Source organism: Neisseria sp. P0021.S005, assembly GCF_051956955.1.
The window spans coordinates 1-12,618 of record NZ_JBQCWY010000053.1 but is presented as its reverse complement, the minus strand read 5'-3'; the positions used below and the strand labels follow the sequence as shown (position 1 = coordinate 12,618).

Annotated in this window: 13 protein-coding genes; 7 read left to right on the top strand and 6 right to left on the bottom strand. The window is 50.2% G+C overall.

The genetic code is table 11. The features are described from left to right. The first annotated feature begins 134 nt into the window (after positions 1-134). Positions 135-974 carry a KPN_02809 family neutral zinc metallopeptidase gene (gene ypfJ, locus ACTHUE_RS05260; protein ID WP_004519832.1) on the top strand — a complete coding sequence of 280 codons (840 nt, stop codon included), beginning with the start codon at positions 135-137 and terminating at the stop codon, positions 972-974. Positions 975-1,095: 121 nt separating this feature from the next. Next, positions 1,096-2,478 (top strand): phosphomannomutase/phosphoglucomutase, encoded by a 1,383-nt coding sequence (locus ACTHUE_RS05255; protein ID WP_440361179.1) that lies wholly within the window; start codon positions 1,096-1,098, stop codon positions 2,476-2,478. A gap of 105 nt (positions 2,479-2,583) precedes the next feature. On the opposite strand, the gene rpe is transcribed toward ACTHUE_RS05255, so the two are convergent. After that, complete coding sequence (gene rpe, locus ACTHUE_RS05250; protein WP_070625401.1) at positions 2,584-3,264, bottom strand: ribulose-phosphate 3-epimerase; 681 nt, start codon at positions 3,262-3,264, stop codon at positions 2,584-2,586. A gap of 277 nt (positions 3,265-3,541) precedes the next feature. Here rpe and ACTHUE_RS05245 point away from each other — a divergent pair, with 277 nt between their 5' ends. After that, positions 3,542-3,970 (top strand): Spy/CpxP family protein refolding chaperone, encoded by a 429-nt coding sequence (locus tag ACTHUE_RS05245; RefSeq protein ID WP_049336552.1) that lies wholly within the window; start codon positions 3,542-3,544, stop codon positions 3,968-3,970. 65 nt (positions 3,971-4,035) lie between these two features. On the opposite strand, the gene ACTHUE_RS05240 is transcribed toward ACTHUE_RS05245, so the two are convergent. Then, a complete protein-coding gene (locus ACTHUE_RS05240) occupies positions 4,036-4,902 on the bottom strand; it encodes an ATP-binding protein (protein WP_049336551.1) in 867 nt (288 codons plus the stop codon). 16 nt (positions 4,903-4,918) lie between these two features. Then, complete coding sequence (locus tag ACTHUE_RS05235) at positions 4,919-5,533, bottom strand: riboflavin synthase subunit alpha (protein ID WP_049344692.1); 615 nt, start codon at positions 5,531-5,533, stop codon at positions 4,919-4,921. A gap of 125 nt (positions 5,534-5,658) precedes the next feature. Here ACTHUE_RS05235 and ACTHUE_RS05230 point away from each other — a divergent pair, with 125 nt between their 5' ends. The 3 genes from ACTHUE_RS05230 to ACTHUE_RS05220 all read left to right on the top strand — a co-directional run bounded on the left by ACTHUE_RS05230 (position 5,659) and on the right by ACTHUE_RS05220 (position 8,030). After that, the gene (locus tag ACTHUE_RS05230) at positions 5,659-6,504 is read left to right on the top strand and encodes a 23S rRNA (adenine(2030)-N(6))-methyltransferase RlmJ (RefSeq protein ID WP_049344693.1); all 846 of its coding nucleotides are present in this window, start codon (positions 5,659-5,661) and stop codon (positions 6,502-6,504) included. A gap of 130 nt (positions 6,505-6,634) precedes the next feature. After that, positions 6,635-6,988 (top strand): hypothetical protein, encoded by a 354-nt coding sequence (locus ACTHUE_RS05225; RefSeq protein WP_049344694.1) that lies wholly within the window; start codon positions 6,635-6,637, stop codon positions 6,986-6,988. Positions 6,989-7,055: 67 nt separating this feature from the next. Beyond that, a complete protein-coding gene (locus ACTHUE_RS05220) occupies positions 7,056-8,030 on the top strand; it encodes a class 1 fructose-bisphosphatase (RefSeq protein ID WP_049344695.1) in 975 nt (324 codons plus the stop codon). A 137-nt stretch (positions 8,031-8,167) separates the two neighbouring features. On the opposite strand, the gene waaF is transcribed toward ACTHUE_RS05220, so the two are convergent. After that, positions 8,168-9,187: a lipopolysaccharide heptosyltransferase II gene (gene waaF / locus ACTHUE_RS05215; RefSeq protein WP_440361180.1), complete on the bottom strand. Its 1,020-nt coding sequence runs from the start codon at positions 9,185-9,187 to the stop codon at positions 8,168-8,170. A 273-nt stretch (positions 9,188-9,460) separates the two neighbouring features. Further along, positions 9,461-10,924 carry an IMP dehydrogenase gene (guaB, locus tag ACTHUE_RS05210; RefSeq protein ID WP_049344697.1) on the bottom strand — a complete coding sequence of 488 codons (1,464 nt, stop codon included), beginning with the start codon at positions 10,922-10,924 and terminating at the stop codon, positions 9,461-9,463. A 189-nt stretch (positions 10,925-11,113) separates the two neighbouring features. Between guaB and ACTHUE_RS05205 the strand changes: the two genes are divergently transcribed. Next, positions 11,114-11,539, top strand: a complete 426-nt coding sequence (locus ACTHUE_RS05205; RefSeq protein ID WP_070460916.1) for a DUF4124 domain-containing protein — start codon at positions 11,114-11,116, stop codon at positions 11,537-11,539. Between the two features lie 69 nt (positions 11,540-11,608). On the opposite strand, the gene ACTHUE_RS05200 is transcribed toward ACTHUE_RS05205, so the two are convergent. Beyond that, positions 11,609-12,618 (bottom strand): anaerobic C4-dicarboxylate transporter family protein (locus ACTHUE_RS05200; protein ID WP_440403091.1); only part of this gene is annotated, 1,010 nt, incomplete at its 5' end.

Genomic DNA, 12,618 nt, shown 5'->3' with positions numbered 1-12,618 from the left:
TGAAAGATACTGCCGTTTTCACTTTCCCGATGTCGCATTTTCAGACGGCCTCAAGCAATATTCACAATTCGATCAAACACATTTGACATTCCATAGTATAATCCGCCGCATGAAAACTACACAGGATTCGCATTATGGATTGGAAAGGTCGTGAACAAAGCCAAAACGTCGAAGATCGCCGCGGAAGCAGTGGCGGCGGTGGCGGCAAAACACCGGGCATACTCGGCATTATCGTGGTTTTGGTCGGCGCATATTACGGCGTGGATTTGAGCGGTTTGGTTGGCGGCTCATCTTCGATGGGCATTCCTACCCAGCAAGCTTCCCGACTCGACAGCCAACAAGAAGCCGAGTTGAACGAACTGTCCCGCGTCGTCCTTGCCGATACGGAAAAAGCATGGAGCAAATATTTCCAACAACACGGCCAACGCTATACACCGGCAACCATGGTGTTGTATGAAGGCGGCACGTCCACCGCCTGCGGTACGGGCCAATCTGCCATGGGTCCGTTTTACTGCCCGGGCGACCAAAAAGTTTATTTGGATTTGAGTTTCTACGAAGACATGCGCACCAAACTCAAATCTGCCAGCGATGCTGCGTTTGCCTACGTTATTGCCCATGAAGTCGGCCATCACGTTCAAAACCTGCTCGGCATTCTGCCTAAAGTCCACAAAATGCAACAGCAAGTCGGCAAGAAAGAGGCCAATGCCCTTTCCGTCAAACTCGAATTGCAGGCCGACTGTTTCGCCGGTATTTGGGGACACTACGCCGTCAACAACAACATCTTCAAAGCCGAAGACATTCAAAAAGCCATGCTTGCTGCCGAATCCGTCGGTGATGACCGCTTGCAGAAACAGGCTCAGGGCTATGTCGTTCCCGACAGCTTTACTCATGGCTCGTCCGAAGAACGCATGACTTGGCTCAAGCGCGGTTTGGAAAGCGGCGACATCAACCAGTGCAACACTTTCAACAATTGATTCGTCCAAGCAACACTGTTCTTTGATGTAACGACAAAAGGCCGTCTGAATTCTTCAGACGGCCTTTTAGCCGTGTTAGAATAACGCCTATTATTTTCCCTTAAATTCAAAGGAAATCCACATGGCAAATATCGCCCGCGACATTTTCAAAGCCTACGACATCCGGGGCATCGTCGGTAAAACTCTGACTGACGAAGCTGCCTACTTAATCGGCAAAGCCATTGCCACCAAAGCCTCCGAAAAAGGCATTACCCGCATCGCACTCGGCCGCGACGGACGCTTGAGCGGCCCCGGCCTGATGGCGCAGATTCAACGCGGTTTCACAGACAGCGGCATCGACGTCCTCAATGTCGGCATGGTTGCCACCCCTATGCTCTACTTCGCGGCCATCAACGAATGTGGCGGCAGCGGTGTGATGATTACCGGCAGCCACAATCCGCCTGATTACAACGGTTTCAAAATGATGCTCGGCGGCGACACGCTCGCAGGCGAAGCCATTCAAGAACTTTTAGCCATTGTTGAAAAAGACGGTTTTGTTGCCGCCGACAAACAAGGCAGCGTAACCGAAAAAGACATCTCTGGCGAATACCACAACAACATCGTCGGCCACATCAAGCTCAAACGCCCGATGAAAATCGCCATCGACGCGGGCAACGGTGTCGGGGGCGCATTCGCGGGCAAACTCTACAAAGGCTTGGGCAACGAAGTAACCGAACTTTTCTGCGAAGTGGACGGCAACTTCCCTAATCACCACCCCGACCCTTCCAAACCGAAAAACCTGCAAGACCTCATCGTCGAGCTCAAAAACGGCGATGCCGAAATCGGCTTGGCATTTGACGGCGATGCCGACCGCTTGGGCGTGGTGACCAAAGACGGCAACATCATCTATCCAGACCGCCAACTGATGCTTTTCGCGCAAGACGTGTTGAGCCGCAATCCTAAAGCCAAAGTGATTTTCGACGTCAAATCCACCCGCCTGCTCGCACCTTGGATTAAAGAACACGGCGGTGATCCTGTGATGGAAAAAACCGGCCACAGCTTCATCAAGTCCACCATGAAAAAAACCGGCGCACTGGTTGCCGGCGAAATGAGCGGACACATCTTCTTTAAAGAACGCTGGTACGGCTTCGACGACGGTATGTATGCCGGCGCACGCCTCTTAGAAATCCTGTCTGCCTTCGACAATCCGTCCGAAGTGTTGAACAAGCTGCCGCAAAGCATTTCCACTCCGGAACTCAACATTGACCTGCCGGAAGGCAGCAACGGCCACAAAGTGATTGAAGAACTGGCTGCCAATGCCAAGTTTGAAGGTGCGACCGAAATCATTACCATCGACGGCTTGCGCGTTGAATTCCCTGACGGCTTCGGCCTAATGCGTGCTTCCAATACCACGCCGATTTTGGTATTGCGTTTTGAAGCGGATACGCAAGAAGCGATTGAACGTATCCAAAACCAATTCAAAGCAGTCATTGAAAGCAATCCTGCATTGAAATGGCCGCTGTAAGGGTTTAGGCTAAAGCAAAAGGCCGTCTGAAAATCATTTCAGACGGCCTTTAATATTCAATATTGTTATTCCAAAGTTTGAAAAACCAAGAATATCCCGGCTTAGTTATCCGACTTGCGCCAACTGTTGACGCATTTCATCGATAACGGCTTTGTAATCCGGTTTGCCAAAAATCGCCGAACCGGCCACAAACGTATCCGCACCTGCAGCCGCAATTTCAGCAATATTGTCTGTCTTCACGCCGCCATCGACTTCCAATGCGATATGGCGGCCGCTTTGCCGTTCATACTCGTCCAACATCTCGCGCACTTTGCGGATTTTCACCAGCGTATTCGGGATAAAGCTTTGCCCGCCAAAGCCCGGGTTGACCGACATCAGCAACACCATATCCAGTTTGTCCAAAACGTTTTCCAGAATATTAACCGGCGTAGCAGGATTCAATACCAAGCCTGCCTGACAGCCGTATTCTTTAATCAAACCCAAGCTGCGGTCGACATGGCGGCTGGCTTCGGGATGAAAGGTAATGATATTGGCACCGGATTTGGCAAACGCATGAATCAAATCGTCCACCGGCTCAACCATCAAATGCACATCGACCGGCACGGTTGCATACGGTTTCAAAGCCGCACAAACCATAGGGCCGAAAGTCAGATTCGGCACATAATGATTGTCCATCACGTCAAAATGAATCAAATCCGCACCCGCGCGGATAACTTCGGCAACCTCTTCGCCCAAACGGGCAAAATCGGCAGACAAAATACTGGGGGCAATACGGTAGTCGGTCATGTTTATTCTCCTAAAGTGTGTTCCTTTGTCATTATCGCATTTTTAACCCTATGTTGTATGCCGCCGACAACGTCTCTGCCGTCATTTTTGTGAATTTACATTTCATATACATTAATGAAACTTATAATCACATAGTAAGGCTTTGAAAATAAATTATTAGATTACATACACATTCAAAAAAATCTAACATCATTAACAAAAGTTAACTGCATTGATACTGCCTTTCACACGCTTATCGGTTATATTTCCAAACCTGATGAAACATTAGGAAAACACCGTGTCTGTTGCACTTTCCCGCTATCCGACTTTTATTTTCTTAGCACTTGCCCTACTCTGTTCCAGTCTGCCTGCACATGCCGGTCCGTTTCTGGCCACTTTGGACGACTTTCACCCGAATTGCGACATCCGACAGCTCAATTTATCCGCCGACCAACACGCCGCCCTGCGCCGCCTGCGTACCGATTTCAAACAAATCAACGATAAAGCCTACCGTAAAACTGTACGCTCCGACCGCAACCGCCGTCAAACCATCATCAAAATCCTCTCCGGCGACTCATTCGACTCAAACGCCGCCCGCGATTATGTTGAAAACCGCTACCTCTCCAGCATGGACTATGCGGTAGATGAAATGGAAATCCAATACCGCCTCTACCATCTGCTCAATCCGCGCCAACGCCAGCAATGGTTGTCTTCATGCTTGCGCTGATGGATAAATAAAAATACAAAAAGGCCGTCTGAAACCATATTCAGACGGCCTTTGCTTTTTTCGCCTTAATCCAGCACTCTTTCTTCCGGCAACCGACCTGCCCAGTCGCAGGCAAACTGCCATGCCGAACGGCCTGAACGGCTGCCGCGCATTTGCGCCCATTGCAACGCGGCTTGGCGTGCCGTGTCATCAAAAGGAACATTGAAATCTTCCAACCAGTTGGCTACGGCGGTCAAATAATCGTTTTGATCGAAAGGATAAAAACTCAGCCACAAACCGAAGCGGTCGGAAAGGGAGATTTTCTCCTCGACGGCCTCTTTCTGATGAATTTCGCCGCGAGTGCCCGTAGTACCGCCGTTTTCATCCATGTATTCAGGAATTAAATGACGGCGGTTGGAAGTGGCATAAACCAAAACATTGGTGCAACGTTGCGACAGTCCGCCGTCTAAAGCAGTTTTCAAGGCTTTATAGGTCTCATCACCGGTTTCAAACGACAAATCATCGCAGAAAACGATAAATTTCTCGGGACGCTCAGACAACAGCGTCAACAAAGCCGGTAAGCTGATCAAATCGCTTTTATCCACCTCAATCAGTCGCAGGCCGCGCTCGGCGTATTCGTGTAACAACGCTTTAACCAAGGAAGATTTGCCCGTACCGCGTGCGCCGGTCATCAAGACATTATTTGCCGGACGGCCTGCCAAAAATTGCTCGGTATTGCGTTTCAGCCTGTCGGTTTGCGAACCGACTGCCGCCAATCTGCTCAAAGGAAACGTATGCGGACGTGGCAGGCTTTCCAAAATGCCTTTTTTGCCCACGCTGTGCCAACGGTAGGCCAAAGCGCGCCAGTCGGTTTTACCGGCTTCGTCAGGCAGGATTAAATCCAGACGGTTTAAAACGGAATTCGCTTTTTTCAAAAAATTGGATAATTTCATTTCGGCTTTCTTTTTTTCAGACGGCCTTTTGCGCCAATACTCGCATCACGGTATCGACAACGGCTTGGGTTTGCGGATCGATTTCAATATTAATGAGGTCGCCTTCTTTGCGGCTGCCAAACAGGGTGCGCTCCAAAGTCTCCGGAATCAGGTGTACGCAAAATTCGCTGTCGCTGATTTCACCTATGGTCAGGCTGCAACCGTCCAAACCGACAAAGCCTTTGGTCAGGATGTAGGGCTTGAGGTTTTCCGGCAGCTCAAACCAAACTGTACGGTTGAACTCGCTTGATTCAATTCGGGAAATTCGGGTAACCGCCATCACATGGCCGCTCATTACATGGCCGCCGATTTCATCGCCAAACCGCGCCGCGCGTTCCAAATTGACACTGTCGCCGACTTTCAAGCTGCCGAGATTGGTTTTACGTAAGGTCTCGTCCATCAAATCAAAGCTGACTTTGTTGCCGTCGATTCGGGTAATGGTCAGGCAGCAACCATTGTTGGCGACAGAGGCGCCGGTTTGCAGATTGTCGGCGATTTCGGGGGGCAGCTCAACTGTGTGGGTACGAAAGTCGGGCGAAGGTTGGGCGATGTCTGTAATTTTGCCCATACCTTGTACGATGCCTGTAAACATGATGTCTTCTTTCCGATGGTACGATAAGGCGGATATTGTAGCATTTTCCAGGCACAAAGGCCGTCTGAAAGCGGTGATGGCGATGGTTTGGGGTATAATCGAATTTTTATTTCCGCAGCCCGATCATGCTCAGCTACCGCCACGCCTTCCATGCCGGCAACCATGCCGATATGCTCAAGCACTTTACCCTCTTCCTCGTCCTCGAATATTTCAACCGCAAAGACAAGCCCTATTGGTATATCGATACGCACAGCGGTGCCGGTTTGTATGATTTGAGCGGCGATGAAGCGCAAAAAGTCGGCGAATACAAACAAGGCTTTGTGCTCTTGGAACAAGCTGACAAGCTGCCTGCCGAATTGGCCGAATTTGTGGGCCGTCTGAAACAAATACTGCCGCAAGACAACCTTTACTGCGGCTCGCCTTGGCTAGCACAGGCGCTCACGCGCGACAGCGACAAAATGCGCCTCTTTGAGCTGCACCCTGCCGATTTTGTCCATTTACAAAACAATATGCGCGAAGTTCGCCCTGCGCGTAAAGTGCAGGTCAGCCAAGCGGACGGTTATCAAGGTTTGATTTCACTTCTGCCTCCTCCGCCGCGCCGCGCCGCCGTCTTGATTGATCCGCCCTACGAAGAAAAACAAGACTACCGCCGTGTCGTCCAAGTCTTGAAAGATGCTTTAAAACGCTTTGAAACCGGCTGCTACATGGTTTGGTATCCCTGCTTGAGCCGCGAAGAAAGCCGCAAACTTCCGGACGAACTCAAAAAAATCGCTCCCGACAATTATCTGCACGCCGAGCTTCATGTCCATACGCCGCGCAGCGACGGCTTCGGTATGCACGGCAGCGGCATGTTCGTCATCAACCCGCCCTATATGCTTGCCGAACAGTTGCAAAACAATCTGCCCGAACTTGCCAAAATTTTGGCGCAAGATGTCGGCGCGCATTATGTATTGGAAAGCAAAACGAAATAAACACTGCCGTCTGAACGTATACCCAAACGCTTTGATTTTGCCGCCATACCTGTTCAGACGGCCTTAACCCTTTATACTTAAGCCTTTTTCCACTACAATTCACAACATAACAATTAACGGCCGTCCACTCATGAATATACGCACACCCCTAGCCTGCACACTCCTGCTCTGCGCGTGCAGCGAATCAGCAAAAAACGAATTTAAAGAAGAATTTACCCAAAGTTTCCGCACCGAATTTGTCCGCTCGGCAACCGAAGCCTGCGTAGAAAAAGCCTCCGGAAAAAGCCCGTTTGATTCCGCGACCACTGAAAAAATCTGCCGCTGCATCGGCGAAAAAACAGTCGACCAAATCAATCCTGAAGAAGCGACATCGCTTTTGGGCGGCAGCGACTCCATCAGCGACGAGCTGAAAAAACGCATCAAAGACACCAGCATCGCCTGCACTAAAGAAGTTTTAGGCATGGCCGAGAGCAAAACCAAATGAACACGCCGTTTTCAGACGGCCTGAAATTGAAAAATATTCGATTCAAACTTAGGAAAAGAGTGAAACCATGAAGACACTGAACCAATTCTTAGCCCAACACCTGCCCGAACACAAACTGCCGCAAGAGCTGGCCAGCGTACTGGAATCCGTAGCCGCCGCCTGTTTGGACATCAACGCCAAAGTCCGCCTCGGCGCGCTTTCCGGCGTTTTGGGCATGGCAGGTACCGGCAACATCCAAGGCGAAGACCAAAAGAAACTTGACGTCATTGCCAACAACATCATGATTGATGTTTTAAAAGCCAATGCCAACATCGCAGGCCTTGCCAGCGAAGAAGAAGACACCTATGTCGCCACACACGAAAACGGCGGCTATTTGGTATTGTTTGACCCGTTGGACGGCTCTTCCAATATCGACGTCAACATCTCCGTCGGCACCATCTTCTCCATCTTGGCGAAACCAGAAGGCGCATTAACTACCGAGTCCTTCCTGCAAAAAGGCCGCGACCAAGTGGCCGCAGGTTATGTTTTATACGGTCCGCAAACACAACTGGTACTGACTGTCGGTCACGGCGTGTTCGTCTTCACTCTGGACGATGCCAACCAATTCCTGCTGACCAAAGAAAATCCGCGCGTTCCCGAGTCTACTAAAGAATTCGCCATCAATATGTCCAACCAAAGACATTGGTTCGCCCCTGTTCAACAATACATTGACGAATTGCTGGCAGGCGAAACCGGCGTACGCGGCAAAAACTACAATATGCGCTGGGTAGCCAGCATGGTTGCCGAAATCCACCGCATCCTGATGCGCGGCGGCGTATTCATGTATCCGCAAGACAAACGCGACCCATCCAAACCGGGCAAACTGCGCCTGATGTACGAAGCCAACCCGATGAGCCTGCTTATGGAACAAGCCGGCGGCGCATCAAACAACGCCATCGAAGCCATGCTCGACATCCAACCTACCGGCCTGCACCAACGTGTTGCCGTATTCATGGGCAGCCGCGAAGAAGTCGAATACGTTTACAATCTGCATCAAAAATAATCGGATATATTGAAACCAAAAAAGGCCGTCTGAAATATAATTTTCAGACGGCCTTTCGTTAAGAAATCAAAGAAATGAAAAATCAAAAGGCAGACTCAAATCTGCCCTTTACTACTTTCCATCTAAGCTTTATTGGATTACGCCGAACGAGCCAGCTCTTCCGCTGCTTTTTGCACCATATCCGGCGTCAGCTTGTTCAAACAATCCGTATGCCCTAACGGACATTCGCGTTTAAAACATGGCGAACAATCCAAATTCAAGCTGACGATTTTTGCCTTTTGGCTTAGAGGCGGCGTATGGTCAGGGCTGGATGAGCCGTAAACCGCAACCAATTTCCGATCAAGCGCGGCCGCAAGATGCATCAGACCGCTGTCGTTGCACACGACCGTATCGGCGCAAGACAACAGATCAATGGCTTCAGGAAGATTGGTTTTGCCGCAAAGATTGGTACACAGGCCGTCTGAAAGTCGGTTGATTTCATCTGCAATATCGAAATCTTTTTGCGAACCAAACAGCCAAACCTGCCAACCTTCAGCCAAATAGCGGCGGCCAAGTTCGGCAAAATGACGCTCAGGCCAACGCTTGGCCGGGCCATATTCCGCACTGGGACAAAATGCCAAAATCGGTTTATCCGTCGCCAAACCATGTTTTGACAAAGCGGCTTGACGGCTTTCAGGATCAATCGTGAAACACGGATTATCGGAATGCCCGTTAAAATCCGCTTGGGTCGGATGCGCCAGCGCAGTATAGCGGTCAACCATCAGAGGCAACGCGGCCTTATCCAACTTACGGATATCGTTCAACAAAAAATAGCGTGATTCGCCGACGTAGCCCGTACGCTGTTTAATACCCGTAGCCAAGGCAATGATGGCGGATTTGAGCGAACCGGGCAAAACAATCACTTGATCATAGCCTTCTTTTCCCAATTCACGCCCGATACGCCAGCGTTTTTTCAATTCCAACGCACCATGTCCAAACGGATTTTCCATCACACGGTTGATTTCAGGCATACGCTCAAATACGGCCATCGACCATTTGGGGGCAAAAGCATCAATGGTGCAGCCAGGATACAGCTCATGCAAACGACGATAAAGCGGTTGGGTCATGACGCAGTCGCCAATCCAGCTTGGGGTAATAATCAGGATTTTTTTGGACATAATGGAATGTGTTTTTAATTTTGGCTTATTGTAATACGATTTTTAAAAGGCCGTCTGAAACTTGGTTTAATCGCCCTGATCAGAACGTACTAGTTGATACATGTCATTTCAGCACATGAAGCGTTCGTCTTCCCAATTATTCGGTAAATTCTGCAAATACCCAACCTGAAACACGAGGCCAAACGGCGGCAAGCAATATTCTCTTCATTTTTAAAACCTTATAAAAACAGAAAGGCCGTCTGAAATATTTTCAGACGACCTTTTTATAGTGATTTAACGATGGTAGTTAGGCGCTTCTTTAGTGATTTGTACGTCGTGAACGTGGGATTCGCTCATGCCGGCAGAAGTGATTTCCACAAATTCTGCTTTCTCGTGCATTTCAGCAATATTGGCGCAACCCAAGTAACCCATGCTGGAGCGCAGACCGCCGGTCAGTTGGTGGATGATGTTCACAATCGGGCCTTTGTAAGGTACACGACCTTCAATGCCTTCAGGAACATATTTGTCTGTGCTGTCGGTTTTGTCTTGGAAGTAGCGGTCGGCAGAGCCTTGGCTCATCGCACCCAATGAACCCATGCCGCGGTAAGACTTGTAAGAGCGGCCTTGGTAAAGTTCGATTTCGCCCGGTGCTTCTTCCGTACCGGCAAACATACCGCCGAGCATGACGCTGTATGCACCTGCTGCCAGAGCTTTGGCAATATCGCCGGAGAAGCGGATACCGCCGTCGGCAATCAGGGGAACGCCTGTACCTTTCAAGGCTTCGGAAACATTGTGAATCGCAGTCAGCTGAGGCACGCCCACGCCGGCCACGATACGGGTCGTACAAATCGAGCCCGGGCCGATACCGACTTTAACGGCATCCGCACCGGCGGCCACCAAATCCAAAGCGGCTTGGGCAGTCGCGATGTTGCCGCCGATGACTTGAATGTGCGGATAAGTTTCTTTGACCCAGCGCACGCGATCGATAACGCCTTGGCTATGGCCGTGGGCAGTATCGACCACAATCACGTCCACGCCTGCTTCCACCAATGCTTTGACACGCTCTTCGGTATCGCCGCCGGTACCCACCGCGGCACCGACGCGCAGACGGCCTTCGGCATCTTTGTTGGCATTAGGGAACTCGGTTGTTTTCAGAATATCTTTAACTGTAATCAGACCTTTGAGTTCGTCTTGGTCATTCAACACCAAAACGCGCTCCACCTTGTGCGCATGCATGATTTCGCGGGCTTCATCGATGCTGGTACCTTCAGGAACGGTAACCAAACGGTCGCGGGGGGTCATGATAGCAGAAACCGGCAGATCGACACGGTTTTCAAAACGCAGGTCGCGGTTGGTTACAATACCGACCACTTTGCCGTTTTCAACAACAGGCAGACCGGACATTTTGCGTTTGCGTTGTGCACGCATTTCCAAAACTTCGCGGATCAATGCGGTCGGTGCAACGGTAACGGGATCTTTCACCACGCCGCTCTCATGGCGCTTCACTTTGGAAACGGCACGCGCTTGCAACTCCGGCGTCATGTTTTTATGGATAATGCCGATGCCGCCTTCTTGAGCCATAGAGATGGCCAGACGCGCTTCGGTAACGGTATCCATTGCAGCAGAAAGTAGAGGGAGGTTGAGCGTGATATCGCGGGTGAGTTTGGTTTGAAGTTTGACATCTCGAGGCAGCACGTTTGAGTGCGCTGGAACCAACAAAACGTCGTCGAAAGTATAGGCTTTTTCTACAATACGCATGATGCTCGGTCTTTCAGTTTGTGCAAGATGCACGGCATTATATCACACCGGCTTGATGCTAACATTGGCAATACATGTTTTAACGTTATTTTTTTACATGATTTGATCCGCAGTACAAAAATATGCCAACGCATTGCAGTTTCAAGTAAAATAGGTCGAATGAGAACATCATTTACATAAGGGAAATCCATGAAATCTTCCGCACTCAAAACCTGTCTGACAGCAGCCCTTCTCTCTTCCGCCGCCCTGACCGGCGCGGCCGAGGTTTACACTTGGAAAGGCACGTCGGGCAACAGCTATTCCGATACGCCAAACCGCCTGCAACCGAAGCGTTCCGGGGTAGTCAACATCCGCACGCACAACGTCAAACCTGCCGTTGCACCTGCTGTTGCAGCATCTGAGCCGGTTGCCGAGCAGCCCAACGAACAGGTTGCGGAACAAAACAAACAAATCGAAGAGCGCAATAAAAAAATCGAAGAGCAAAACCGCCAAAACAAGCTGGAAAACTGCAAAATCGCCAAAATCAACCGCCAAGTCGCCGAAAGCGCACGCTTGGCCAATCGTGACAGCCTGATTAAACAATACCAAAACGACGTCAATAAATACTGCAATTAAGCTCTCGAATAACAATATCAAAAAGGCCGTCTGAAATTTAATTTCAGACGGCCTTTATTTTTCAGCCTATCAATAATACAGCTGAACCAACAACAAACCGATGGCTAAGCTGAATGCCATGCTCAATAGGCCCGGAATCATGAAGCTGTGGTTGAAGATAAATTTGCCGATTTTGGTCGAGCCGGTTGTATCGAAGTCGATAGCGGCAATAATCGGGCCGTAGTTTGGTATAAAGAAATAGCCGTTTACCGCAACGAATGTGCCGATAATGATGGGCGCAGGAATACCCAGTTTGATGGCGATTGGAAATAGCGTTGCCACTGTCGCGCCTTGGCTGTTGACCAATACCGACAAGACAAACAGGGCAAAGGCAAAGGTCCATGGTGCAGACTCAACCAAATGGCTGACGGTCGATTCTACTTCTGTTAAGTGGCCGTTCATCAAGGTATCGCCCAACCAAGCCACGCCAAACACCGCAATCACGGCACGCATACCGGCATGGAATACCGAACCTCGGGTAATCGCATCGCCATTGGGTTTACACGCCAAGATAATCAGCGCAGAAGCAGACAACATCACGATTTCAATCGTATGCGCCATGCCCATAGGCTTGATCGCGCCATCGTGTTCAAAAGCCGGACGCAACTCAGGCAGCGCACCCATCACGACCACCAGCAATGCCGCAGTCAAGAAAATACCGACCGACAATTTGGCTTTCGGCGAAATGGCAACATCGGTTTGTTGTTCCTCCACATCGATGTATTCTTTCACATAGTTCGGGTCTTTCAGCAAAGCCTGATAATGCGGATCGTCTTTCAACTCTTTGCCCAGTTTGTTTACAAACACGCAAGCCAAACCGATACCCAAAATCGTGGACGGAACGGTAACTTTCAACACGTCCGCCATCGTGATGTGTTGCGGCTCAAGCATGGTGACGCAGGCAACAACGGCGGCGGCAATCGGGCTGGCGACAATCGCAAATTGGGAAGCGATAACCGCCATCGTCAGCGGACGGGAAGGACGGATGCCATTGCGACGGCTGACTTCGGCAATCACGGGCAAGACCGAGTAAGCCACAT